This window comes from Massilia sp. KIM (genome assembly GCF_002007115.1).
Classification (GTDB): Bacteria; Pseudomonadota; Gammaproteobacteria; order Burkholderiales; family Burkholderiaceae_D; genus Telluria.
This window is the reverse complement of the sequence record NZ_MVAD01000001.1, coordinates 1,829,064-1,852,304: the sequence shown is the minus strand read 5'-3', so window position 1 is coordinate 1,852,304 and position 23,241 is coordinate 1,829,064. Positions and strand designations below refer to the sequence as shown.

Sequence of the window (23,241 nt, the reverse complement as noted above, 5' to 3'; positions counted from 1 at the left end):
CGTCAAGTGCAGGGGAAGTAAAGCAGAGCGGGCGCAAAAGCGCGCATGGCGCGCGCACATCCGGCGCTGGCAGGAGTATGCTGGTTATCCCTGAACGGGTTTTCCTGTCACGCTCAACATAAAGGATGCGCCATGAAAATTCCAGAACACCTTCGGGCTCCGGCCATCGTCTTTGCGCTGCAAATGGCGCTGCTGATCGGCACCTCGCTGGTCTTCCTGGTGCTGCGACCCGCTTCCGCCTGAGTCGTCAGGCGTTGTAGAGGGGAATAGCCGCCCGGCCCGGGCGCTCTCCCGGGCCGCGGTGGCGTGCGCGCGTTTCGGGATAGGCATCGGCCGTGAAGCGGACGCGCTGGCCGGGGCCGCCCAGGCGCTCCGTGGCGGCGCCCGGCGCGAGCGGCGTCTCGCGGCCACTGGCGCGGTCGAGCTGCCAGAAGCCGCCGTCGCGGTGGAACAGCAGCGGCAGCGCGGCAGCGCGCGGCAGGCAGACCGCGGGCGCCGCCGTGCCCGGCGCGCAATCAGGCGCCATCAGGTAAAAGCATTCAGCGGCGGCGCCGGCGTCCAGCCGGTGCAGCACCACGGCGTGCGGCAGCAGGGCCGTCACCTCCAGCGTGACGATGCCCTTGATGCTGGCCGTCAGCTCGAGGCGCATGCCGGGACGCAGCAGGACCGGCGTGTGCTTGCCGGGCCAGACGCCGTCGACCAGCAGGCCGTAGCGCGACACGTCCTCGATCTCGAAGCCCGCGCGGCCGCGCCGGATCAGGGCGTGGCGCCCCGAGATGCGCCGGGTCAGGCCGCCCTCGTCCAGGCCGTGCTCGCCGTGGTGGGCGAGCAGCAGGTCGGCCTCGGCCTTGGCCTCGGGATCGGTGGCCTCGAAGCGGCCGAGCACGCATTCGTCGAGGGCGAACAGGCGGACGTGGCGCTGGGTGGCCGAATCGGCCTCCGCATGCACCAGGCAGGCGCTGCTGGCCGGGCAGGGATGGGGCGCGTGTTCCTCGGGCAGGTCGATCTCGATCAGGTCCTCGTCCCAGGCGATGGTGGAAAAGCCCAGGTCGACCTTGCCGCCCTGGTGGTCCAGGTTGACCTGGGCGATCGAGGCATTGCGCGCGGTGACGTCGATGTCGACCCGGCCGCCGCCCGGCGCGTGCACGCGCGCGATGCCGGCATCGTCGGCGCTGACGCGCACGTTCTTGTGGGTGGCGAGGAAGGTCTGGTGGATCTCGCCCAGGCTGGCGTCCTGGCGCGGCACCAGGATCACCGGCGAGCAGATCCAGGTGCGGGCGCTCTCGGGCGCATGCGGGTGGCGGCTGTGCAGTTCGATCTCGATGCGGTACTGGCCGTGCTCCAGGCCGCGCGAGGAAAACTCGAGGAAGAGCGGGCGCCAGTCGCCGCGCGAGGTGCGCAGGAAGGAATAGCTTTCCCCGCCCGACAGGCGCAGGGCGGAGCGCACCAGCATGCGCACCTCGGCCGCGCAATCCATGGGCATGCCGCGCAGCTCCAGGCGGATCGCCTGGCGGCCGCCCGCCGCGCGCGGATCGAAGCCACTGATGTGCAATTGGGCGCGCTGGAGCGGCGCGGGCGCGGCCGCGGCGGCCGGCGCGATGGCCTGTCCGGCCTGGCGCCGGCTGCGCAGCGCGCTGATGGCGTCGAAACTGGACGGCAGGCCGGCCGCCGGCGCAGCCGCGACGGGCTGGTCCTCGGGCTGCGGATGCCCGTGCGCGCACACGCGCTCGCCTGGCATGACCCAGACGGTGCAGTGTGGATGCTCGGGGTTGCGGCAGCGGTTCATCGACGGGTTCGGGGTCGCGCGAAAAGGTAAGCCGGGCGGAACGGCAACATTGTTAGCTTACGCTGTTTTTGCCGTGTTGGGCGCGCCGGTTTCGTTGATAAGCAACATTATTTTCTCACAGTAACTATTTCGGCGTATCGGTCGGCAGGGCCGTTTCATCGCTCTGCTGAGGGAGGGGGCGCAGCACCAGGGCGGTCAGGTTGTCCGGGTGCAGGCCGGGCGGCGGATCGTGCTCGAGGGCGCCGAACAGGCGGTCCAGGATGGCGGCCGCGTCGGCGGCCCCGGCGAACAGGAGCGGCCAGTGGCAGACGAAGGCGTCCGGCCGCACGCAGGACCAGAAGCCGTCGGTCGCGAGCAGGTAGGCGCAGTCGGCGCGCAGGGCCAGCACCCGGCGGTCCGGCCATTGCGCGAGCCAGGGCGGCAGCTTGGCGGCGCCGAGCGGATACAGGGAGTCGGCCAGCCCGGCCGGGTCGGCGAAGGTGTTGCCAAGAATGAAAGCCTGGGCAATCTGGGGCGTGTGCTGGCCGTGCACCTGGCGCCACCAGCCGGCCTCGTCCAGGCGACCGGCGAGGGCGGCCCCGGTGGCCGGCACATGGTCGACCGTCAGCGGCACGGCCTGGTCGGGACGCAGTTCGTAGAGTCGGGAATCGCCCACGTGGTAGAGCAGGGGCGCGCCGCCGGCCGGCAGTTCGAGCAGGGTGAGGGTGGTGCCGGGCCGCACCGCCGCGGAGCCGCTGGCGCCCTCGGCGGCTTGGGCGAAGCGTTCCTGCAGCTCGGCGTGCAGCGCGTCCAGGCGGCGCGCCAGCTCGTCGACGCCGGTACAGGGCGGGATCGCCAGCAGGCCGGCGGCGACGGCCTCGGCCGCCTCGCGTCCGTGGCCATGGCCGCCCATCCCGTCCAGCACGGCGACCCGGCCGTGCCCGCGCGGCCAGCCGGCCACCCGGCTGCGGCGCGGCGCGCCGCCCTCCAGGCGGCAAGCCTGGCCCTCGAAGTCGATGACCACGAAGTTGTCCTGGTTTTCGGCGCGGGTGACGGGCCCGCAGCCGGTGAGGCTGGCCACGGCGAGGTCGTAGACGGGGGCGAAGCGGAAGTCGGCGATCGGCTGCATGGGCATGGTCGTAGTATCAAGCTTGCTACTGTACTAGCAAACGGCGCCGGGCGAAGCCGCGATCAGATGGGGTTTTTGCGGCTTCCAGTAAACAGCACCACGGCGTTGACCAGCACGCAGGCGCCGGCGCAGGCCAGGGCCGCGCGCACGCCCCAGGCGTCGGCCACCCGGCCCCAGAACAGGCTGCCGGCCACGTAGCCGCCGGACATCACGAACAGGTAGATCGACAGGGTGCGGGCCCGCACCTCGGCCGGAAAGGACAGCTGGGCCGCCGCGTTCAGGGTCGAGACCGTGGCCGACCAGGCCATGCCGCCGCACAGGATCAGCGGCACCAGCAGCGCCAGCGAGCGGGTGAAGGACATGGCCAGCAGCATCGCGCCATACACCAGCAGGGCCCCGGCCAGCACCCCGGTCTTGTCGACGCGGGCGCGCACCTGGGGCAGGAAGAAGGCGGCCGCCACCGCGCCCGCGCCCAGGCAGCCCATCAGGGTGCCGTAGACGCCGGAGCGCATATGCAGCACGTCGCGCACGAACACCGGCAGCAGGCTGGCGAAGGCGATGGTGGCGAAGAACACCGAGCACACGTTGCGCAGGATGCGGCGGTAGCGCGCGCAGCCGACCGCGCAGCGCAGGCCTTCGCTGAAGCGGGCGCGGAAGTCCTGGCGCGGCGCACGCTGGGGCGCACGCTCGCGCCACCACAGCCAGTACACGGCCAGCAGGCCGGTGAAGGACAGGGCATTGGCCAGGAACAGCGCGCCCGGACCGATCCAGCCGAACAGCGCCCCGCCCAGGGCCGGGCCGATCACGGCCGACAGGTTGTAGGAGAGATTGTTGAGGGTGGCCGCCGCCTCGACCTCGTCCGGCTCGACCAGCCCGGACAGCGCGGCCTGCCAGGCCGGCCAGATGAAGGCGGTGCCGATGCCCAGGCAACAGGTAATCGCCAGCACGGGCCCGCTGCTGACCTGGCCCGACCATACCAGCAGGGCCATCGCGCCCGCGCAGCAGGCCATGAACAGGTTGCAGAAGAACAGGAACTTGGGGCGATGCACGCCATCGGCGACCACGCCCGCGAGGAGGGCGAACAGGAAGATCGGGACGTAGGTTGCGGTCTGGACCAGCGAGGTGATGGCCGCCGATTGCGACAGCGAGGCCACCAGCCAGGCCGAGGCGAAGGTCTGGGTCCAGGTGCCGAGGTTGGACACCAGGTTGGCCAGCCAGATGCTGCGGTAGCGCGCGTGGCGCAGCGGCCTGGTCAGGGGCACTTTGCGGCGGGGCGCGGCGCTGCTTGCGGGAGGGCTCAGGCTGGCGTGGGACATGGTCGATCCAGTGTAAATGTGCTTGCCAGCAACGGTCAACGAAATTGCCATGCGGCAACTCAAAACTGTGGTATGTTGGCGGTTCCAGCACATTGCTGACCGACACTCGATCATGGAAATCCGACCGCTCGTCAACGCCGACATCCCGGCCGTGTCCGCGCTGTTGCGCGGCCTGGCGAAGGAATACATCGTCCACGAATCGTCCCCCGACGGGGCAGCCAGCTTCCTCGCCGAGAACGACGAAATGGGCGTACGCGGTTTCCTCGCGCGCGGCCACGTCTACCATGTGGCGCTGGTGGATGGCGAGCTGGCCGGTTTCGTCGCGGTGCGCGACCGCAGCCATGTGTTCCATCTCTTCGTCGACAAGCGCTGGCACCGGCGCGGGATCGCCCGCCGCCTGTGGGAAGCGGCGCGCGACGCCGCCGTGGCGGAGGGCGGCGAGGGCAGCTTCACCGTCAACTCCTCGAACTACGCGGTGCCGGTCTACGAGGCCTTCGGCTTCGTGCGGGTGGCCCCGATGCAGTGCGTGAAGGGCCTCTACTTCAATCCCATGCGCTATCCGGCCCCGGACGGGGACTGAGGCGGCCGGCGGCCGATTGTCAATTCCTTCTCCTTGATGATGTGACAATGCGCGGATTTCGCGCGCGCGTTTCTTGCTAAGCTGACGCTCCATGAACAGCAGGCCGGGAGCGAGCGTATGCAGATCGAGCGGGTGCACTTCGAGGAGGTATTCGACGTCGACACCTTTGGCGGCAACTTCAGTTTTCGCGGCAGGCAGCGCAGCCACTACGGCGTCAGGCTGCGCAAGGGCCTGATTCCCCGGCAGGGCTCGACCTATGCGATCGCCTTCGGACGCGCCGGCGACTGGTCCACGGTGCTGGGCTGGCGCGAGCTCGGCACGCCGGGCGTGATGCTGCGCTATCCGACCTGGTCCGCCTGTTTCGAGGCCTTCGACGATATCTACATGATCGGCATCGCCTTCATCGTGGCCGCCCTGCTGTTCGGCGGTCCGGTGCTGGCGCTGGCGGTGCTGGCGCTGGTCACCGGTGCGGCGGTCCTGCACATCCTGCGAACGGCGCGCCTCAACAGGCAGGTGGCGGCGGCACTGGCGGCCGCCTAGGCTCTATTCAATGCCGGCCTTCGTCGGCGCGGCGCAGCCAGAGGCTGCTCGCCCATCCCTCCCACTCCCGCCCTCCGATCTCGGCGCGCACCTGCCACCAGTCGCCTTCGCGGCGGCCGGTGACGGTCACCGGGCTCCCGGCCGGCAGCACCGCCAGGCGCGTCGACCCGGTCCCGGTTCCCGAGCGCAGGTTGACCGCATCGTGGGTGCGGTAGCGCGCGCCGGCCGAAGGCGGCGCGACGGCGGCGGCCGGCGCCAGCGCCAGCGCCGGTCCGCCGGCCGGCGCCTGGTCGGGCTGTTCGAGCAGCGTCGCCAGCGACCAGCCCAGCACCACGGCGCCGCCCGCGAGCAGGCCGAGCGCGCGCAGGTTGGGGCGCCGCCACCAGCTGCGCGGGGTCAGGTAGGCGCAGGCGATCAGGCTCAGCAGCAGGCCGGCGCCGAAGGCGGCGAATTCGGTGGCGGAGGGCATCGCAGTCCTCAGGCCTCGAAGCGCAGCACGTAGTGGCCGGCGACCAGGTGGTGGCCGGGCGGCAGCAGGTAGGGCTGGTCCGGCGTGGCTTCGGCGATCTGGGCCACCGGGCGCAGTTCTTCATCGAGGTGGAACAAGGCCTGGGTGGCGGACAGGCGGGCCACGCGCAGGCCGTCGGCACTGGCTTCCCAGCTGAAGGCCTCGCGCGACAGGCCCAGGCGGTCGGCGCTGCCCGTCGCCGCGCCCTCGGCCAGGCGCAGGCATTGGGGCGTGTCGAGCACGCGCAGCGCGGCCAGCGCCGGCATGCCGCGCCCGAACTGCTGGCGCGCGCCGGGCAGGGCCGGCTGGCTCGGACCCTGGGGCAGCACCAGCAGGGCCGCGTAGCGTTCGGCCAGCGGACCGGGCGCGGGCAGCAGGCGCAGGCTGGCCTCGTCGAGCGGCGCGAAGCTGGAGGGCACGGCCACGCGCTGGCGGCCGGCCCTGGTGATCGCGTGCAGCCCGTCGGCTTCGTCGACCGCGAAGCGGATCAGGTTGTCGCTGGCGGGCGCGCCGGGCAGCAGGCGGGCGTCGAGGCCCACTTCCAGCGCCTGGGCGCCGGTCTCGCGGAAGCGGCTCAGGCGCGGCAGGGCCAGCGCGGCCAGGGTGATGCGGTGGCGCGCGACCGGGGCGTAGGTGGCGTCCATCTCGGCCGGGGCCGCAGCCGCAGCGGCGGCAGGGGCGGGCCGTGGCGCGGCCAGCGGCATCACCGTCATCTCGAGTTCCGGCGCCGCGCCGCGCGTCTTCCAGACCGCCGGCGGGCGCTGGGGCGGCGCGCTGGGGGATGCCGGCGTGGCCGGGTCCACGCGCGGCCGGGGCGCTGCCTGGGACGACGCCGCGCGCGCGATCTTCAGCAGCAGGCGCGCCGGCGCCTGGCCCTTGCCGCGCAGGACGTAATAGCCGGCGGCGGCGTCGTAGCGGCATTCGAAGGCGTCCTTGGGGCGCACCTGGAGCTCGACCGGGGCGTCCGGCCCGTCGTTCACCAGCAGCAGGGCGGCGTCGACGCCGAAGGGCCAGCCGGGCGCCGCGAAGGTGGCGCCGGCGGCGTCGTGGCCGACCAGGGTCAGGCGCTGGTTGGGATAGACCGCGCACACCGGCTTCCAGATCGCGGAATCGAGCGAGGCCGTCACGGTGTACAGCACCTGTTCGCCCGGCGCCGGCAGGTAGACCGCGTGGCCGAACTTGACCTTGACCTCGCCCGGCGCAACCGCCTCGTTGCCGACCACGTGGTAGCGCACCTCGTCGCCGCCCAGCAGGTCGGCGAAGTCCTTCTGGTGCAGGGCGGCCAGGGACTGGGCCAGGTCGCGCACGCGCGCGCCGCGGGTCAGGTGGCGGTCGTCGTCGACCTCGTCCTGGGGCAGCATCAGGGTCACGTGCGAGAAACATCGGGTGGCGGCGCGGCCGCGCTGCTCGCGCGGGCTGCGTTCCAGCAGGTCGCGCAGCAGCGGACGGCGCGCGAACAGGGACAGCCCGGGCGCCTGCCACAGGGCTTCGGCATTGAAGACGTCGCTGACCTTGGCCAGGACCTCGTGTTGGACATAGACCGGCATGATCACATCTCCTCGTGTTGGTGAAGGGTCGCCATGGCGAAACCTAGCAGGGGGCAGATGAAAAACAGCAGGTGCGAGCCGCCCGAGGACAGGAAGCTCATCGGCTGCCCCATCACCGGGAACATGGCGAGGTTGGTGCCCCAGGACAGCAGCAGGTGGCCCATGACGAAGGCGGCGCCGCCGCACAGGGCGAAGCACTGGAAGCGCCCGAGCCAGGCGCGCCGGTAGTCGCCGGCCGCCAGCGCGGCGCGCCAGGCTTGCGCCGCCGCGCCCAGCAGGGCGGCCAGGAACAGGGCCTGCACGCTCCACAGCGCCAGGCCGCCGGCCAGGCCGTGGCGGTGCAGCAGCCAGGACGGGGCGAAATCGTCCTGCACCGCCGGAATGGCGAGCGCCTCGCCGGCGGACCGGCCCAGGGCCGCGAGCCCGAGCAGGCCGTCGGCGCCCAGCCAGCCGCCCTGGCCGAGCGCGCGCGCGCCCAGGAGCACCTGCTGGCCGGTGTGCGGGTGGCGGCCGGGATCCTGCCACACCTGGAAGCGCTCGGCGTAGAACTCCATGCCGCCCAGCGCATTGCCCGAGCCCTGCAAGGCCGCGCTGCCGGCCAGCAGGACGCAGGCCGCGCCCGCCAGCAGGCCGGCGGCGGCACGCCGGCCGGTGGCCCAGCACCAGGCCAGGCTCATGGTGCCGGCCCAGACCAGCAGCAGTACCAGCGGGGAATAATCGTCCACCCGCACCAGGGCCGCCGCCAGCAGGCCCGTGAACAGCAGCGCCGGTGCCGCCATGCGCAGCCAGAAGCGCCAGTCGCGCGCGACGGTTCCGGGCGGCGCATCGAGGCGGGCGGCGGCCAGCGCCAGGCAGTGGGCGCTGAGCGCCGCAAGCGCCAGCTTGGCGAACTCCACCGGCTGGATCTCGAACACGCCGGTCTCGCCGCCGAACCAGACCTGGAGCAGCAGCAGGAAGAGGGCCAGGCCGGCCAGCGCCAGCAGCACCCGCTCGGCGAGCTGGCGCGCGAGCGCGCCGCGCGCCACGCCGGACAAGGCCAGCAGGCTGGCCGGCAGGCCCAGGGCCAGCAGGGCGGCGCTGTTCTGGAAGTGGCGCAGCCAGGCGCTGTCCTGCGCGCCCAGGCCCATGTCGAGCTGCACCAGCAGGCCGGCCCCGAGCAGGGCCACCGCGCTGGTGGCCAGCAGCCGGGGACGGCGGGCCCAGGCCAGCAGCAGGGCGAGCGCGCCCCAGGCCAGCAGCAGGGAGATGCCTGCACCCGGCGCGCCCACCGTGCGCTGGGTGAGCAGCACCAGCAGCGCGGCGGCGGCCAGCAGGCCGGCGGCCGCCACGCGCCAGCGCCGCTGCCGGTCCGCCCTGGCGGCCAGCAGGCCGGCCAGCAGGACCGCGAGCGCGCCGGCCCAGGCCAGCGTCGGCGCCGGGGGCAAGCTCCAGTGCGCGCGCTGGCGCCAGCGCCAGGCGAGTTCCGGCGGCAGGTGGTTCGTGGGCGCCGCATAGAGGCTCACCTGGCCGCGCGGCGCCAGGCGCAGCGTGTCGCCCTCGGCGCGCAGGTCGAAACGGGTGCGGCCGAGCGCGAAGGCGTCGGCGCCGGCCAGCGGCAGCGCGCGCAGGGCCAGGTCTTCCCATCCGGACGCGCGCGCCGCCAGGACCGGCTGCACGCCGCGCACCGCCAGGCTCAGGACCCCGTCGGCGGCGCGCGTGACCAGGGCATTGCCGGACTCGAGCGCGGGGATCGCGATGCGGTTGCCGCAGTGGAGATTGCCGCCCAGGACCAGCGGGCGGGCCAGGGTCAGGGCGTGCGGCGCGAGCCGGTTCCACCAGGCGCCCAGGCGCGCCGCCAGCGGCGTCTCCGGGCAGGCCGGCTGGGGCGCGCCGTCGCGCAGCAGGGTCGCGCCGTCGTAGCGCCAGGTGTGGCGGCCGTCGCCGAGCTGCACCCGCCCCGGGCTGCTGGCCGCGACATGCAGCAGCGCGGCGCCGAGATGCAGGCGCTGGCCGGCGCTCAAGGGCAGTTCGCCGCTGCGCCGGCGCACTTCGCCGTCCAGCAGCACCAGCGGCTGGGCCGGCGCCAGGTTGCGCAGCCACCAGCGCCCCTCGGCGTCGCGCGCCAGCGCCAGCTGCCTCTCGGCGGCGCGCGGCGCGCCCAGCGTCGCCGCGCCCAGTTCGAGCGCCTGGCCGGGGCGCAGGCGCAGCGTGATCTCTTCGGGCAGCCAGGCCTGGGGCGCGCGCAGCAGGGTGAACAGCTGGAGCCCGCACAGCAGGGCGAACATGGCCCAGGCGGGGCCGATGCGCAGCAGCAGGGCGCTCATGCCGCGCTCCGCAGCGCCGGATGGGGCGCTTGGGCGCGCAGCGCCGCGCCGGCCTCCATGAGAAGGCGGCTGATGTCGAGCGCGTGGCGCGGGCGCGCCGCCGGCTGCGGGGCCAGCAGGGCGCGCAGCAGGCGCAGCGCGGGCGCGGCGGCGGCCCCGGCCTGGCGCGCGAACAGCGCGGCCTCATCCTGCTCCAGGATGGCGGGGCGCGCGCCGGCCGCGTCCAGCAGGCCGGCGGCGTCGCGGCCGTGCAGGCGGTAGGCTTCCCCGCAGGCGGCGCCGTAGCGCAGCAGGCGGCCGCTGACCAGGTAGTAGAGCAGGGCGCCGAGGGCGAAATAATCGGCGCTGGCGCCGGTCCGGTATCCGGACGCGTCGGGGAAGAACTGTTCCGGGGCCTGCCAGTTGGCGGTGCCGGCGTAGGAGTGGGCGGCGAGGTCGTCGAGACGCCGGTTGGTGCCGAAGTCGGCCAGCCGCAGTTGCAGGGTGCGCCGGTCGATCAGCAGATTGGCGGGCTTGAGGTCGAGGTAGCGCCAGCCGGCCGCGTGGACCTTGGCCAGGGCCTGGTTGACCTGGGCGATCCAGTCCAGGGCCTGGGCGGGCGCGATCTGGCGCCCGGCCGCCTGCTCCGCCTTCAGGTAGGCGGCCAGGTCGCCGTCCAGCAGTTCGAGCGCCATCGCGGGCAGGTCCTCGTGTTCGCCGCTGTCGAGCAGGCGCACGATGTGGCGGCCGTCCCAGGGGGCGAGCGTGCGCAGGAAGGCGATCTCGGTGCGTGCGCTTTCGATCCAGCGCGCGCGCAAGGCCTGCGGGGCGCGCGCCATCTGTTCATGGTTGACCAGCTTGATCGCGACCGCCTCGCCGCGCTCCAGGGCCTCGGCGCGCCATACCAGGCCGTAGGCGGAACCCGCCAGCGGCGCGCTCCCGCTCAGCCGGTAGCGGCCGCCCGCGAGCGTAAGGATGTTCCCTGCTTCGACCATGCTGTCCCCCGATGGCGCCCTGCGCCCTTGCGGGAGCGAAGCGGGGGGAAGCGGAAAGCGGCGAGGGCCGGTACCGGGACCGGGACCGCGTCATGCGTGTCCCGATCCCGGTACCGGCCCTCGCGCGGCAGTTCCTGGCGGATCAGCGGCCGTAGTAGCGGTCGCCCCGGTCGCCGCGGTCCCAGCGATCGCCGCGGTCCCAGCGGTCGCCGTGGTCGCGGCGATCATCGCGGTCCCAGCGGCCATGGCCATGTCCGTGACCATGGCCGCGGCCCGGGTGCACGTAGACCGGACGCGATTCGACATAGACCGGGCGCGGCTGGACGTAGACCGGACGCGGCTCCACGTACACCGGTCGCGGCTGGACGTAGACCGGGCGCGGCTGCACGTACACCGGGCGCGGCTGCTGGTAGTAGTAGCCGCGGTTGTCGTAATAGGCGCGGTTGTCATGGTAGCGACGGTCGTCGCGGGTGCTGATGGCATTGCCCACGGCGGCGCCGAGCACGCCGCCCACCACCGCGCCCTCGGTGCCGCCGGCGCTGTGGCCGATTGCGGCGCCGAGCACGGCGCCGACGGCGGTGTTCACTCCGCGGTCACCGGCCATTGCCGCAGGCGAGGCGGCAGCCGCCGCCAGCAGTACCGCACCAAAGGTTTTCGATGTCAACATGGCATTGTCCTCTTGCCCCAGCGGAGATCGGATGATCGCTGCAACGCCGGGCATGGACACACTATAGGCCCGCGCTGCAAACGTGCCATCCGTTAATACAGATTTTTACAAACCCGGCTCCTTTGTAACAGCCGGGCGGCCGTCTTGCGGATCGGCGCAGCCGCCCCATCTAGGAGACTCTTCGCCGTAACAGATTGCCATTGCCACTCCCATGCGACCCAGCCCCAGCTTCCTGATCCTGCTCTCCCTCCTGGTCTTGCTTCAGGTATATATCGGCATGCGCGTGCTGCCGGACCTGGCGCTGGGGACGCCGGGCACCACCCTGGCCATCTTGGGCCTGGCCCTCCTGACCGTGCTGGTGCCGGTCGGCCTGATGTCGGCCTCGCTGCGCCGGCGCCGCTGGTCCGAACTCCTGTCCTGGGCCGGCCTGTTGGCGATGGGATTTTTTTCCTCGCTGCTGGTCACGACCCTGCTGCGCGACCTGGTCCTGCTGGTCCTGATGCCCTTCGGGGTGGTGGGCCCGGCGGCGCTGCGCGCCAGCGCGGCGGCCGTGCCCCTGGTGGCGCTGGCGGTGAGCCTGATCGGCCTGGTCAATGCGCGCCGGGTCGCGCGGGTGGTCAAGGTCGAGGTGCCGATCGCCAACCTGCCCGCCGAGCTGCACGGCTATGCGATCGCCCAGATCTCGGACATCCACGTGGGGCCGACCATCAAGCGGCCTTTCCTCAACGCCATCGTCAACAAGGTCAATACCCTGGGCGCGGACGCGATCGCGATCACCGGCGACCTGGTCGACGGCAGCGTGCACCGGCTGGCGCCGCATACCCAGCCGCTGGCGCGGCTGGCGGCGCGCGACGGGGTGTTCTTCGTCACCGGCAACCATGAATACTATTCCGGCGCCGAGGAATGGATCGCCGAGCTCAAGCGCCTGGGCCTGACCGTGCTGCTGAACCAGCACGTGTTGCGCCGGCGCGGCCAGGCGCAGCTGATGATCGCCGGCGTGGCCGATTACACCGCCCATCTGTTCAACCCGGCGCACCGGAGCGATCCGCGCGCGGCCGCCGCCGGCGCGCCGCCCGACGTCGCCGTGCGCGTGCTGCTGGCCCACCAGCCGCGCAGCGCCCAGGCCGCCGCCGAGGCCGGCTACCACCTGCAATTGTCGGGCCACACCCACGGCGGCCAGTTCTTCCCCTGGAACCTGTTCGTGCCACTGCAGCAGCCTTTCGTCGCCGGCCTCAAGCGGGTGCGCGAAATGTGGGTGTATACCAGCCGCGGCACCGGCTATTGGGGACCGCCGAAGCGCTTCGGCGCGCCCTCCGAAATCACCCTGCTGCGCCTGGTCCCGGCCTGAGGGATTGTCAATACAGCAAAAACTTGCCGGATGCGCTATCGTGGGAATCCCTTGAACTTACCCAGGAACCACGCATGGACCGCCGCACCCCGGATCGCCGCTTCGCGCCTCTCCCTGTCCTGAGCTTCCTCGCCGCCAGCTTGACCAGTGCCGGCGTGCTGGCCGCCAGCCCCGGCAACGACCCGGCCGCGCTGGCGCGGATCCGCGATGCGGCGATGCAGAGCGACTACGCCTGGGAACGCACGGCCGACATGACCGACCTGATCGGCCCGCGCCTGTCGGGCTCGCGCGGCGCGGCCGCCGCGGTGACCCAGGTGGCGGAAGCGATGCGCAAGCTGGGCGCGAAAGTGAGCCTGCAGCCGGTCAAGGTGCCGCACTGGGTGCGGGGTGTCGAGACCGGCGAACTGGTGGACTACGCCGGCCGCCCCGAAGGCATCACCCAGCGGGTGGTGCTGACCGCCCTGGGCGGCTCCGGCGCCACGCCCGACACCGGCCTCGTTGCGCCCGTGCTGGTGCTCAAGCACTTCGACGAGCTGAAGGCCCGCGCGAGCGAGGTCAAGGGCAAGATCGTCCTGTTCGACGTGCCCTTCGACCAGCACATGGCCGAACGCGGCCTGGCCGGCTCGGCCTACGGCCAGGGTTCGGCCTACCGCCGCGACGGTCCGCGCCTGGCGGCCGAGCTGGGCGCGGTGGCGGCGCTGGTGCGCTCGGTCGGCGGCGCCGCCTACCGGCTGCCGCACACCGGCTCCTCGGGCCTGGCCGATGGCGCACGCATCCCGGCCGCGGCGGTGAGCGCCGAGGACGCGATGCTGATGGCGCGCCTGGCCAGGCGCGGCCCGCTGAGCATGCGCCTGGTGCTGACTCCGCGCACCTTGCCGGACGCCGACAGCTACAACGTCATCGCCGACCTGCCGGGCACCGACAAGGCGGACGAGATCGTGATCGTCTCGGGCCACCTGGACTCCTGGGACCTGGCCACCGGCGCCCATGACGACGCGGTCGGCGTGGCGAGCGCGATGGCGGTGCTGGAAACCCTCAAGCGCCTCGACTACCGTCCGCGCCGCACCATCCGCATGATCGCCTGGATGAACGAAGAGAACGGCACCCGTGGCGCGCGCGGCTACCTCGCGGCCGAGCAGGGCAATGTCGAGAAGCACTTCGGGGCGATCGAAAGCGACAACGGCGCCGGCCGCCCCTTCGGGATGCGCACCAGCGTGGGGCCGCAGGCCATGAAGCTGTTCACGCCGCTGCAGGCCGCGCTGCAACCGCTCGGCGCGGGCGTGATCCAGCGCCAGGACGCCCTGCAGACGGGCGACCTGTCGGGCCTGGAACGCGCCGGCGTGCCGAGCTTCGCTCCGCTGATCGATACCTCGAGCTATTTCGACTATCACCACACCCCAGCCGACACCCTGGACAAGGTGGACCCGGACCACTTGCGCCGCCACGTGGCGGTGATGACCGCGACCGCCTGGTTCCTGGCCAATCTGGAGCAGCCGATCGGCCGCGCCGTGGTGCCGGAGCGCTGAGCGCGCGGCGCCGGCGCCTCTCAGCCTATCGGTATCCGCCTGACCGCGCGCGCATGCCCGCGGTAGGGCCGTCCATAGATGGTCTGGATGCCGCTGGCGAAGTTTTGTCCCCAGACCAGCTGGGCCCGCGTTTCGTGCGGCTCGCTGGACCAGTACCAGTTGCGGTCGAAGTCTTCGCGCAGGTTAGCGAACAGCAAAGCCAGTTCGCGCCGCGTGGGCAGCGCGCCGCCATGCTCGCCGGCCCAGTCGCTGGCCGAGGGCCAGCTCACGTCCACCGCCTCGCCCGGCAGCAGCACCAGATGGTAGTCGGGGTCCTCCTTGCCCAGGATCAGGCCCGCATAGTGCTCGCCTTCCCGCAACAATCCCCGGATTTGCATGTACTCGCCCATGGAAGATCCCTCGTGATAGATAGCAGTCCGGTATGACCGTCGGCCCCGCCACTTAGTTGCGTAGTACTTACGATCTGGATCATGTGAAGGTTTGATTTCCATCAGGAAATCGTTTTTGATTCTTTGATACTCGTAGAAAATTTTTCTTTAAAAACGTTGAACTTGGGAAGTTTCCGCCGCTCAAAGGGGTACATTCTTTTTTAGAGGAAACCCCATACATGAAACAGCTCGTCACTTTTGCCTCGGAGTTTCGCGTCCATGCCCTGCTGTGCTGCAGCGCTGCCGTATTGTTGACCGCATGCGGTGGCGACACCGACATGGGCCAGCAATCCCAGACCGCCGCCCAGCTCGCATCGACCGCAGCTTCCGCCGCAACGGTCGAGGCAGCTGACGCGACGGCGCAAGCGACACCGGCCCAGGCCCTTGACGCCACCGCCACGCCAGCTGCGGCGGACCAGGGCGCTGCCCAGGCCGCGCACAGCTTCGAACTGAGCGGCTACGCCAGCCACCCCCTGGAATCGACGCGCGCACCAGGCGCCGGCGCCGAGGGCGCCACCGCCCCGGCCGACGGCTCCACCCGCCTGCTGGCGAGCGTGATCGCGACTCCGGCGACCACCACGAACTATTATGTGTCGCCGACCGGCTCGGACACCGCCGCCGGCACCAAGGCCGCCCCGTTCAAGACCCTGGCGCGCGCCGCCAAGGCCGCGACCAAGGCAGGCACCACCGTCTGGGTCGCGCCGGGCACCTACGCCGGCGGCATCAAGACCACCGCCAGCGGCACCGCCGCGGCCCGCATCTACTGGGTCTCGACCACCAAGTGGGGCGCCAGGATCGTGCCGCCGGCCAGCTCGAGCAACAACAGCGCCTGGGATAACCGTGGCCACTACGTGAGCATCATCGGCTTCGACGTCGATGGCAGCAAGCTGGGCAGCGGCACCAAGTGGGTGCACGGCATCTACACCGGCGGCTCCTACAACCAGATCAAGGCCAACCACGTGCACCACCTGGCCACCACCATCCCGTGCAACAGCGCGGGCGGCTCGGCGATCGGCGTGGACAGCTACTACAAGGGCGTCAAGGGCGACGTGATCGGCAACACCGTGCACGACATCGGCCCGGCCGGCTGCACCTACGTGCAGGGCATCTATGTCAGCACCTCGGGCACGATCATGGACAACGTGGTTTACCGCGTGGGTTCGGCCGCGATCCACCTGTGGCACGACGCCACCGACGTGAAGATCATCAACAACACGGTGACTTCCTCGGTGTTCGGCATCATCGTGGGCGGCGGCGATTACTACTTCACCTCCGCCGGCGCGAACAATGTTCACGTCCACAACAACATCGTGTACGACAACACCTATGGCATTTCGGAGCAGGGCAAGACCGGTAGCAGCAACACCTACCGCAACAACCTGATCTTCCAAAACAAGACCTACAACATCTCCTTGCGCAATGGCCTGAAGGCGGTCAACACCGTCGCCTCGAATCCGCTGTTCGTCGGCTACTCGCGCACCGCCGCCACGCCGAACTACAAGCTGACCACCAGCTCGCCGGCCATCGGCCGCGGCGTCGCGACCTACGCCAGCGCGATGGACATCGAGGGCAAGCCGCGCAACGCCACCACCGGCTACGACATCGGCGCCTACCAGCACTGATGACGAGCACGCGCATGCGGGCCGGCCCCGCATGCGCCATCCAGCGGGCCGCGCATGTCGCGCGCGCCCACCCGTAGAACGGGAGAGGCCACGCCACGCGTGGGGAAGGCGCGCCGCCTGGCGGCGCGCCGGCCGCTTGCCGTCTCTCCAGCGCCCGATTACCGAGGGCACCCGGTTCGCCGGAATACAGGAAAACACAGATGAAACAAACCGCCGTTTTTACGAATAATGTCAAGACCACGCTGAAGCTGTCGGCATGCGCCGCAATGATGCTGGCGGGCGCCTTCCAGGTCGCCACCCCGGCCCATGCGGCCACCGTCGCCACCGTCGCTCCAGCCGCTTCCGCGCTGACGGCCGCCCAGGAACAGGTTCGCCAGCTCTACCTGGGCATGCTGGGCCGCGAACCGGACGCCGCCGGCCTGCAATTCTGGTCGCAGGCCCTGGCCAGCGGCGTCAGCGCCGGCCAATTGGAAAGCCAGATCAAGTCCAGCGCCGAATACCAGCAGCGCCAGGGTGGCGTGACGCCGACGCCCGGCGCCGGCGGCTTGCCGGCGATTCCGGCCACGCCGAACAATTTCTACGTTTCGCCGACCGGCTCGGACACCGCCGCCGGCACCAAGGCCGCCCCGTTCAAGACCCTGGCGCGCGCCGCCAAGGCCGCGACCAAGGCAGGCACCACGGTCTGGGTCGCTCCGGGCACCTATGCGGGCGGTTTCAAGACCACCGCCAACGGCACCGCCGCGGCCCGCATCTACTGGGTCTCGACCACCAAGTGGGGCGCCAGGATCGTGCCGCCGGCCAGCTCGAGCAACAACAGCGCCTGGGATAACCGTGGCCACTACGTGAGCATCATCGGCTTCGACGTCGATGGCAGCAAGCTGGGCAGCGGCACCAAGTGGGTCCACGGCATCTATACCCGCGGCTCCTACAACGTGATCCAGGCCAACCGCGTGCACCACCTGGCCACCACCATCCCGTGCAACAGCGCGGGTGGTTCGGCGATCGGCGTGGACAGCTATTACAAGGGCGTCAAGGGCGACGTGATCGGCAACGTGGTGCACGACATCGGCCCGGCCGGCTGCACCTATGTGCAGGGCATCTATGTCAGCACCTCGGGCACGATCGTGAACAACATCGTCTACCGCGTGGGCTCGGCCGCGATCCACCTGTGGCATGACGCGAACGACGTGAAGATCATCAACAACACGGTGACTTCCTCGGTGTTCGGCATCATCGTGGGCGGTGGCGATTACTACTTCACCTCCGCCGGCGCGAACAATGTTCACGTCCACAACAACATCGTGTACGACAACACCTACGGCATTTCGGAGCAGGGCAAGACCGGCGCGTCGAACACCTACCGCAACAACCTGGTGTTCCAGAACAAGACCTACAACTTCCAGCTGCGTAATGGCCTGAGCCATACCAACACGATCAGCTCGAACCCGCTGTTCGCCGCTTACTCGCGCACGGCGGCGACCCCGGACTATCGCCTGAGCGCAAGCTCGCCGGCGATCGGCCGCGGCATCGCCACCTATGCGCCGGCGACCGACATCGACGGCAAGGCGCGCAACGCGAGCGCTGGCCTGGACCTGGGCGCCTACCAGCGTTAAGCACCCCCAGCACGGCGCGGACGGGAGGGCTTCGCAGCCGACCCGCTCCGCGCTTTCCCCCCATGCCGGGACCGGTCGTACTGACCTGTCCCGGCATTTTTCATTGGCGGTCCGGTTCCGGCACCGGGGCGACGATCTGCGGTCCGTCCGCACTGGCCCGGTTCACCGCCGTGCTGACCATGTGCCATGCGAAGGCCTCGGGCGGCAGGGCCGCGCGGCGCGCCAGTTCGGCCGCCTCCTCGGGCGAGAGCGCCGGATCGAGCCAGAGCGCGGCGTCGGCGGCGTCCAGCACCACCGGACGGCGGTCGTGGATGTCGAGCATGCCGCCGGACGCGTCGTCGGTGATCAGGACGAACCCGGCCTCGGCGCGGTTCTGCTCGAAGCCGCCGAAGTTGGCCAGGGCCAGCATGTAGATGGGTTTGCCGTCCTTGCGGTGGATGTGCCAGGGCTGCTTGTGGCCTTTTTCTCCGGTCCATTCGTACCAGCCCTCGGCCGCCACCACGCCGCGCCCCTTCTTGAGCAGGGCGCGCCAATACCGGTTGGTGAGCTTTTCCATGCGCGCATTGATGCACACCGGCACCTTGCCCTGGGCCCACCGCGCCTGGTAGCTCCAGAACACGTCGTCGACCCGGCGTTCGCCGTCCTGGACGTGCATCACCGGCCGGTAGGTGCCGGGCGCGACGTTATAGGCCGGCTCGGATTCGCTGTCGAACACGGCGTCCGTCCAGCCGAAGGCGTTGGCGTAGTTGCGCGCCGTCTGGCTCTGGTCAAATCGTCCACACATGGCCCCATGGTACCCCACGCCCCCGGGCCGCCGCGCACGCCCGCGCGCGCCGTTTGGCCGCCCCGGCCGGCGATGGTATGCTCAGGGGGAGAACCATAACGAGGAGCAGGCATGGCGGCAGGATGGTGGAAAGTATTGAAGACGGTTCCCTGGAGCGAGGTGCTGCATGCGGCGCCCCAGGTGGCGACGGGCGCACGCCGCCTGTGGGACACGGTGGCGCGCCGGTCCGGCGCCGCCCCGGGGCCGGACATGGGGCCGAGCGTGCACGACCTGCCGCCCGAGGACGACGTGTTCGACGTCATCATGACCCGCATCGACAAGAACGAGGCCACGGTCGGCGAACTGCGCGGGCAGATGCTCGCGGCCTCCGAGCTCATCGCCAACCTGGCCGACCAGAACGCCCAGCTGATCGCCAAGCTCGACGCGGTGCGCTCGCGCATGTTGTGGCTGAGCGTGGCGAGCGGCGTGTCCGGCCTGCTGGCCCTGGTGGCGCTGGCCCTGGTGGCGGCGCGCACCTGATTCACCCGCATGAAGGTTTTCCTGATTCTCGCCAGCAGCTTCGTCTTCATCTACCTCCTGATGAACGGGGCGCGCCGGCGCGGCAAGCTCAACGAGCAAGCCAACCGCGCCGTCGGCGGACTGGCCAATTCCATGCGCTGGTTCGTCTACGGCCTGCTGTTCTTCGTCGGCGTCGTGTGCCTGGCCCTGGCCTGGCAGATGTTCCACAGCGCCCCCTGAGGGCGCCGCCGCTCAGGCCGGCGAGGCCGGGGCGAACAGCGGCGCCAGTTCCTCGATCGCGCGCCGCACGTGGCGCTTCAGGTACAGCCGGTAGCGGCCGTAATAGAGCGCCACGTCGTCCTCGAACGCGCATGCCGGGTATCCGTCGCCCGCCTGCGGCGTCGCCGGGGCGCCCCCGCGCACGCGCCGGAAGCGGTAGGCGCTGGCCGGCAAGGTCGCCGGCCGCACCCACACGTGGCAGGCCGCGTTGCGGCAGCGGGCCACCAGTTCCGTGATGTTGGCCGCGTCCTCGCCGGCGTCGATGTGCTCGTCGAACACCAGCGGCTTGCCGAGCGTGCGCGCGGCCTGGAGCAGGTCGTGCAGGTTGATCATCAACATGGTGATGCAGGCTTCGTAGGCGACCTCGGTCAGCTCGTACTGCCCGAGCGCCTGCATCAGTGAGCGGCAGGTGCGCAAGGCGTGGACCGGATCGAAGTCCGGCGGCGGGGAGGGCGGGGCGCGCCGTTCGAAAGGAACGATATTGTCTGGGCTCATGGAGTCCTGGATGACTTGTACTTGTGCCAACCATACCACAGGCGCCATGTGCCCACCGTGCGCCGCATGGCGGCCTGCGCAGCGGCGGGAATTTCCGGTATCATCCCTCGGATTAATTCCTGTTCGTTAACTATTCGTGCTCAATACCAAGCCTGATACCGATGCCGGACTGCTGCTGCGGGTCCTCAACCTGGTCGACTGCGGCCTGATCGTGGTCGACGCCAGCCTGGCCATCACCTTCTGGAACGGCTGGATGGTGCCGCGCTCGGGCCGCTCGGCCGCGCGGGTCCAGGGCCAGCTGCTGCTCGACGTCTTCCCAGGCCTGTCCGGCACCCGGGTGGAAGGCGCCGTGCTGGCGGCGCTGGGCGAGGGCCAGGCCGCCAGCCTGTCCCAGACCCAGGAACGCACGCCCTTTCCCCTGCGCGAGGCGGGCAGCTTCGATGGCGCCCTGATCGAACAGGCGGTGACGGTGACGCCCTTCAGCGAAGACGGCGAGCGCTATTGCATGATCCAGATCCGCGACGTGAGCGGCTCGGCGGTGCGCGAGCGGCGCCTGCTGGACCATGCGGAATCGCTGCGCGCCCGCTCCTATGTGGACGGCCTGACCGGCATCGCCAACCGCCGCCACTTCGACGTGGCCCTGGACCGCGAACTGCGGCGCGCGCTGCGCGCCGGCGGCGAGCTGTCGCTGCTGCTGGTCGACATCGATTCCTTCAAGGCGTACAACGACCACTTCGGCCACCAGCAGGGCGACGCCTGCCTGACCACGGTGGCCCAGGCGCTGGCGTCCATGCTCAAGCGCCCGGCGGACGTGGCGGCGCGTTACGGTGGCGAGGAATTCGCGGCCATCCTGCCCGACACCTCGCTCGAGCAGGCGCGCGCCCATGCCGATGCGATCCGCGAGCACGTGGCGGGGCTGGAACTGGCGCATGCGCCAGGCGCCGCGCATCCGCGCGTCACGCTCAGCATCGGGGTGGCCAGCATCGACCGCGAGCGCCTGAACCAGCCGGCGGCCCTGATCGAGGCCGCCGACAAGGCCTTGTACGCGGCCAAGCGCGGCGGGCGCAACCGGGTGGTGGCGGACGGCGACCCGGTGTGAAACGCCCGCTCCCGCTCAGACGCTGATCGGCATCTTCGCGATCAGCTTGTCGAGCGTGATCGGGTACTCACGCACCCGCACCCCCGTGGCGTTGTAGATGGCGTTGGCCACCGCCGCGGCCACCCCGCAGATGCCCAGTTCGCCCACGCCCTTGGCCTTCATGGGCGAGGACATCGGGTCGGTCTCTTCGAGGAAGACCACGTCCTGGTGCGGAATGTCGGCGTGCACCGGCACTTCGTAGCTGGCCAGGTCGTGGTTGACGAAGAAGCCGTGGCGCTCGTCCACCACCAGTTCCTCCATCAGCGCCGCCCCCACCCCCATAGTCATGGCCCCGATCACCTGGCTGCGCGCCGACTTCGGGTTCAGGATGCGGCCGGCCGAGCACACCGCCAGCATGCGCCGCACCCGGGTTTCGCCGGTGGCCGCGTCCACGCCGACCTCGACGAAATGGCCGCCGAAGGTCGACTGCTGGTACTTCTTGTCGAGGTCGCCGTATTCGATGGTGTCTTCGCCCACCAGCTCCTGGCCGCCGCCGACCTGGGCCAGCGGCACCGTGCGTCCGCCCGCGCGCACCGCGCCGTCGGCGAATTCGATGCCGTCGGCCGCCACGCCCAGGCGCGCCGCCACGGCTTCGCGCAGCTTGACGCAGGCGGCGTAGACGCCGGCGGTGGAGCTGTTGCCGCCCCACTGGCCGCCCGATCCGGCCGAGACCGGAAAGCGCGAGTCGCCCAGGCGCACCGTGACGCGCTCGATCGGCACGCCCATCATCTCGGCCGCGGTCTGGGCGATGATGGTATAGGTGCCGGTGCCGATGTCGGTCATGTCGGTCTCGACGACGACATTGCCGGAAGGCTCGAGGCGCACGCGCGCCCCCGACTTCATCACCAGGTTGTTGCGGAAGGCCGCGGCCACGCCCATGCCGACCAGCCAGCGGCCGTCGCGCACCTGGCCCGGCTTGGGGTTGCGCTTGCTCCAGCCGAAGCGCTCGGCCCCCTGGCGCAGGCATTCGACCAGGCGCCGCTCGGAAAATGGCCGGCTCGGCTTTTCCGGGTCGACCTTGGTGTCGTTCAGGATGCGAAAGGCGACCGGGTCCATGCCCAGCTTTTCGGCCATCTCGTCGATCGCGATCTCGAGCGCCATCATGCCCGGCGCCTCGCCCGGGGCGCGCATCGCGTTCCCTTCGGGCAGGTCGAGGGTGGCCAGGCGCAGCGCGGTGTAGCGGTTGGCGCCGGCGTACAGCAGGCGGGTCTGCTGGACGGCGGTCTCGGGCTGGCCGTCGGGCAGGTCGCCCGACCAGCTCTCGTGGGCGATGGCGGTGATCTTGCCGTCGCGCCCGGCGCCGATGCGGATGCGCTGGATGGTGGCCGGGCGGTGGGTGGTGTTGTTGGGGATCAGGGCGCGCGGCAGCGCCACCTTGACCGGACGCTTGGCCGCGCGCGCGCCCAGGGCCGCGCACAGCGCCTCGGCGCGCACGAACAGCTTGCCGCCGAAGCCGCCGCCGATGAAGGGCGAGACCAGGCGCACGTCCGCGGGCGGGATGCCCAGGGTGCGCGCCAGGTCCTTGCGGCCCCAGTCGATCATCTGGTTGGAGGTGTAGACAGTCAGCTTTTTGCCTTCCCACATGGCCAGGGTCGCATGCGGCTCCATCATGCAGTGCGACTGGTCGGGCGTGGTGTAGGTGGCGTCCAGGCGCACCGGGGCCTGCTCGAAGGCGCGCGCGAAGTCGCCCACCTTGGTCTCGGGCTTCTCCTCCTTCTTGGGATGTGCGGCGCCGTCCTTGGCCTTGGCCAGGCTGTAGCGGCCGGGCTGGCTCTGGTAGCGCACCTTGACCAGCGAGGCGGCGGCCCGCGCCTGCTCGAAGGTCTCGGCGACCACCACCGCGACGGCCTGGTGGTAGTGCTCGATCTCGGGCCCGCCCAGCAGGTGGGCGGTGTTGAACTTGCCCTTGGCGAGCTTGCCGGCGCTGGCCGCGGTGACGACCGCGATCACGCCCGGGGCGCGGCGCGCGGCCGCGGTGTCGATGGACTGGATGCGGCCCTTGGGAATGCTGGAGGCGACGATGTAGCCGACCGCGGGATTGGCCACGACGTCGTGGCGTTCGTAGGCGTAGGGCGCGGCGCCGGTGCACTTGAGCGGACCGTCGATGCGGTCCAGCGGGCGGCCGACGACCTTGCCCTGGTCGATCGGATTGGTGGTGGCAGGAGTCGTGAATTTCATGGC

The 23,241-nt window shown here is 71.0% G+C and carries 21 protein-coding genes; 9 read left to right on the top strand and 12 right to left on the bottom strand.

All coding sequences use genetic code 11. The features are described from left to right. Window positions 1-247: 247 nt before the first annotated feature. The 3 genes from B0920_RS07950 to B0920_RS07940 form a co-directional block, all read right to left on the bottom strand. Window positions 248-1,786: an FHA domain-containing protein gene (locus B0920_RS07950; RefSeq protein ID WP_078031992.1), complete on the bottom strand. Its 1,539-nt coding sequence runs from the start codon at window positions 1,784-1,786 to the stop codon at window positions 248-250. Between the two features lie 124 nt (window positions 1,787-1,910). Continuing rightward, window positions 1,911-2,894: a PP2C family serine/threonine-protein phosphatase gene (locus B0920_RS07945; RefSeq protein ID WP_229455275.1), complete on the bottom strand. Its 984-nt coding sequence runs from the start codon at window positions 2,892-2,894 to the stop codon at window positions 1,911-1,913. Between the two features lie 62 nt (window positions 2,895-2,956). After that, window positions 2,957-4,210: an MFS transporter gene (locus B0920_RS07940; protein WP_078031990.1), complete on the bottom strand. Its 1,254-nt coding sequence runs from the start codon at window positions 4,208-4,210 to the stop codon at window positions 2,957-2,959. Window positions 4,211-4,322: 112 nt separating this feature from the next. Between B0920_RS07940 and B0920_RS07935 the strand changes: the two genes are divergently transcribed. Continuing rightward, the gene (locus B0920_RS07935; RefSeq protein WP_078031989.1) at window positions 4,323-4,790 is read left to right on the top strand and encodes a GNAT family N-acetyltransferase; all 468 of its coding nucleotides are present in this window, start codon (window positions 4,323-4,325) and stop codon (window positions 4,788-4,790) included. A 117-nt stretch (window positions 4,791-4,907) separates the two neighbouring features. After that, window positions 4,908-5,330, top strand: a complete 423-nt coding sequence (locus B0920_RS07930; protein ID WP_078031988.1) for a hypothetical protein — start codon at window positions 4,908-4,910, stop codon at window positions 5,328-5,330. A 7-nt stretch (window positions 5,331-5,337) separates the two neighbouring features. Here the strand turns inward: B0920_RS07930 and B0920_RS07925 are convergent, their stop codons facing one another. From B0920_RS07925 to B0920_RS07905, 5 genes are all read right to left on the bottom strand, one after another. Then, a complete protein-coding gene (locus B0920_RS07925; RefSeq protein ID WP_078031987.1) occupies window positions 5,338-5,799 on the bottom strand; it encodes an SH3 domain-containing protein in 462 nt (153 codons plus the stop codon). Between the two features lie 8 nt (window positions 5,800-5,807). Next, window positions 5,808-7,385 carry a hypothetical protein gene (locus tag B0920_RS07920; RefSeq protein WP_078031986.1) on the bottom strand — a complete coding sequence of 526 codons (1,578 nt, stop codon included), beginning with the start codon at window positions 7,383-7,385 and terminating at the stop codon, window positions 5,808-5,810. Window positions 7,386-7,387: 2 nt separating this feature from the next. After that, window positions 7,388-9,688, bottom strand: coding sequence for an FtsW/RodA/SpoVE family cell cycle protein (locus B0920_RS07915; RefSeq protein WP_078031985.1), 2,301 nt, complete (start codon window positions 9,686-9,688; stop codon window positions 7,388-7,390). Then, entirely contained in the window at window positions 9,685-10,662 is a 978-nt protein-coding gene (locus tag B0920_RS07910; RefSeq protein WP_078031984.1) for a protein kinase, read from the bottom strand. Before B0920_RS07910 ends, B0920_RS07915 begins: the two co-directional genes overlap by 4 nt. A gap of 142 nt (window positions 10,663-10,804) precedes the next feature. Beyond that, window positions 10,805-11,329, bottom strand: a complete 525-nt coding sequence (locus tag B0920_RS07905; protein ID WP_078031983.1) for a glycine zipper domain-containing protein — start codon at window positions 11,327-11,329, stop codon at window positions 10,805-10,807. Between the two features lie 211 nt (window positions 11,330-11,540). Here B0920_RS07905 and B0920_RS07900 point away from each other — a divergent pair, with 211 nt between their 5' ends. Continuing rightward, window positions 11,541-12,677, top strand: coding sequence for a metallophosphoesterase (locus B0920_RS07900; protein WP_078031982.1), 1,137 nt, complete (start codon window positions 11,541-11,543; stop codon window positions 12,675-12,677). Window positions 12,678-12,751: 74 nt separating this feature from the next. Continuing rightward, on the top strand, window positions 12,752-14,203 hold the full coding sequence (locus B0920_RS07895; RefSeq protein WP_078031981.1) for a M20/M25/M40 family metallo-hydrolase: 1,452 nt from the start codon (window positions 12,752-12,754) through the stop codon (window positions 14,201-14,203). 20 nt (window positions 14,204-14,223) lie between these two features. On the opposite strand, the gene B0920_RS07890 is transcribed toward B0920_RS07895, so the two are convergent. Next, a complete protein-coding gene (locus tag B0920_RS07890) occupies window positions 14,224-14,592 on the bottom strand; it encodes a DUF1566 domain-containing protein (protein WP_078031980.1) in 369 nt (122 codons plus the stop codon). A 218-nt stretch (window positions 14,593-14,810) separates the two neighbouring features. On the opposite strand from B0920_RS07890, the gene B0920_RS07885 reads away from it, so the two are divergent. Continuing rightward, window positions 14,811-16,253, top strand: a complete 1,443-nt coding sequence (locus tag B0920_RS07885; protein WP_078031979.1) for a choice-of-anchor Q domain-containing protein — start codon at window positions 14,811-14,813, stop codon at window positions 16,251-16,253. Between the two features lie 200 nt (window positions 16,254-16,453). Then, complete coding sequence (locus tag B0920_RS07880) at window positions 16,454-17,866, top strand: choice-of-anchor Q domain-containing protein (RefSeq protein WP_143745676.1); 1,413 nt, start codon at window positions 16,454-16,456, stop codon at window positions 17,864-17,866. Between the two features lie 100 nt (window positions 17,867-17,966). Here the strand turns inward: B0920_RS07880 and B0920_RS07875 are convergent, their stop codons facing one another. Beyond that, entirely contained in the window at window positions 17,967-18,650 is a 684-nt protein-coding gene (locus B0920_RS07875) for an SOS response-associated peptidase (RefSeq protein ID WP_078031978.1), read from the bottom strand. Window positions 18,651-18,785: 135 nt separating this feature from the next. On the opposite strand from B0920_RS07875, the gene B0920_RS07870 reads away from it, so the two are divergent. Together B0920_RS07870 and B0920_RS07865 are read left to right on the top strand one after the other, a co-directional pair. Continuing rightward, window positions 18,786-19,169, top strand: a complete 384-nt coding sequence (locus B0920_RS07870) for a hypothetical protein (protein WP_078031977.1) — start codon at window positions 18,786-18,788, stop codon at window positions 19,167-19,169. Between the two features lie 9 nt (window positions 19,170-19,178). Beyond that, window positions 19,179-19,388, top strand: a complete 210-nt coding sequence (locus B0920_RS07865) for a hypothetical protein (protein ID WP_078031976.1) — start codon at window positions 19,179-19,181, stop codon at window positions 19,386-19,388. Between the two features lie 12 nt (window positions 19,389-19,400). On the opposite strand, the gene B0920_RS07860 is transcribed toward B0920_RS07865, so the two are convergent. After that, entirely contained in the window at window positions 19,401-19,922 is a 522-nt protein-coding gene (locus tag B0920_RS07860; protein WP_078031975.1) for a hypothetical protein, read from the bottom strand. A 136-nt stretch (window positions 19,923-20,058) separates the two neighbouring features. Here B0920_RS07860 and B0920_RS07855 point away from each other — a divergent pair, with 136 nt between their 5' ends. Then, entirely contained in the window at window positions 20,059-21,021 is a 963-nt protein-coding gene (locus B0920_RS07855) for a GGDEF domain-containing protein (RefSeq protein ID WP_078031974.1), read from the top strand. A 15-nt stretch (window positions 21,022-21,036) separates the two neighbouring features. Here the strand turns inward: B0920_RS07855 and paoC are convergent, their stop codons facing one another. Beyond that, entirely contained in the window at window positions 21,037-23,238 is a 2,202-nt protein-coding gene (gene paoC, locus B0920_RS07850) for an aldehyde oxidoreductase molybdenum-binding subunit PaoC (protein WP_078031973.1), read from the bottom strand. Between the last annotated feature and the right edge of the window lie 3 nt (window positions 23,239-23,241).

Bases quoted from the DNA above. Each gene is read 5' to 3' on its own strand.
- B0920_RS07950 (WP_078031992.1), bottom strand. From the start codon at position 1,786: ATGAACCGCTGCCGCAACCCCGAGCATCCACACTGCACCGTCTGGGTC.
- B0920_RS07945 (WP_229455275.1), bottom strand. From the start codon at position 2,894: ATGCAGCCGATCGCCGACTTCCGCTTCGCCCCCGTCTACGACCTCGCC.
- B0920_RS07940 (WP_078031990.1), bottom strand. From the start codon at position 4,210: ATGTCCCACGCCAGCCTGAGCCCTCCCGCAAGCAGCGCCGCGCCCCGC.
- B0920_RS07935 (WP_078031989.1), top strand. From the start codon at position 4,323: ATGGAAATCCGACCGCTCGTCAACGCCGACATCCCGGCCGTGTCCGCG.
- B0920_RS07930 (WP_078031988.1), top strand. From the start codon at position 4,908: ATGCAGATCGAGCGGGTGCACTTCGAGGAGGTATTCGACGTCGACACC.
- B0920_RS07925 (WP_078031987.1), bottom strand. From the start codon at position 5,799: ATGCCCTCCGCCACCGAATTCGCCGCCTTCGGCGCCGGCCTGCTGCTG.
- B0920_RS07920 (WP_078031986.1), bottom strand. From the start codon at position 7,385: ATGCCGGTCTATGTCCAACACGAGGTCCTGGCCAAGGTCAGCGACGTC.
- B0920_RS07915 (WP_078031985.1), bottom strand. From the start codon at position 9,688: ATGAGCGCCCTGCTGCTGCGCATCGGCCCCGCCTGGGCCATGTTCGCC.
- B0920_RS07910 (WP_078031984.1), bottom strand. From the start codon at position 10,662: ATGGTCGAAGCAGGGAACATCCTTACGCTCGCGGGCGGCCGCTACCGG.
- B0920_RS07905 (WP_078031983.1), bottom strand. From the start codon at position 11,329: ATGTTGACATCGAAAACCTTTGGTGCGGTACTGCTGGCGGCGGCTGCC.
- B0920_RS07900 (WP_078031982.1), top strand. From the start codon at position 11,541: ATGCGACCCAGCCCCAGCTTCCTGATCCTGCTCTCCCTCCTGGTCTTG.
- B0920_RS07895 (WP_078031981.1), top strand. From the start codon at position 12,752: ATGGACCGCCGCACCCCGGATCGCCGCTTCGCGCCTCTCCCTGTCCTG.
- B0920_RS07890 (WP_078031980.1), bottom strand. From the start codon at position 14,592: ATGGGCGAGTACATGCAAATCCGGGGATTGTTGCGGGAAGGCGAGCAC.
- B0920_RS07885 (WP_078031979.1), top strand. From the start codon at position 14,811: ATGAAACAGCTCGTCACTTTTGCCTCGGAGTTTCGCGTCCATGCCCTG.
- B0920_RS07880 (WP_143745676.1), top strand. From the start codon at position 16,454: ATGAAACAAACCGCCGTTTTTACGAATAATGTCAAGACCACGCTGAAG.
- B0920_RS07875 (WP_078031978.1), bottom strand. From the start codon at position 18,650: ATGTGTGGACGATTTGACCAGAGCCAGACGGCGCGCAACTACGCCAAC.
- B0920_RS07865 (WP_078031976.1), top strand. From the start codon at position 19,179: ATGAAGGTTTTCCTGATTCTCGCCAGCAGCTTCGTCTTCATCTACCTC.
- B0920_RS07860 (WP_078031975.1), bottom strand. From the start codon at position 19,922: ATGAGCCCAGACAATATCGTTCCTTTCGAACGGCGCGCCCCGCCCTCC.
- paoC (WP_078031973.1), bottom strand. From the start codon at position 23,238: ATGAAATTCACGACTCCTGCCACCACCAATCCGATCGACCAGGGCAAG.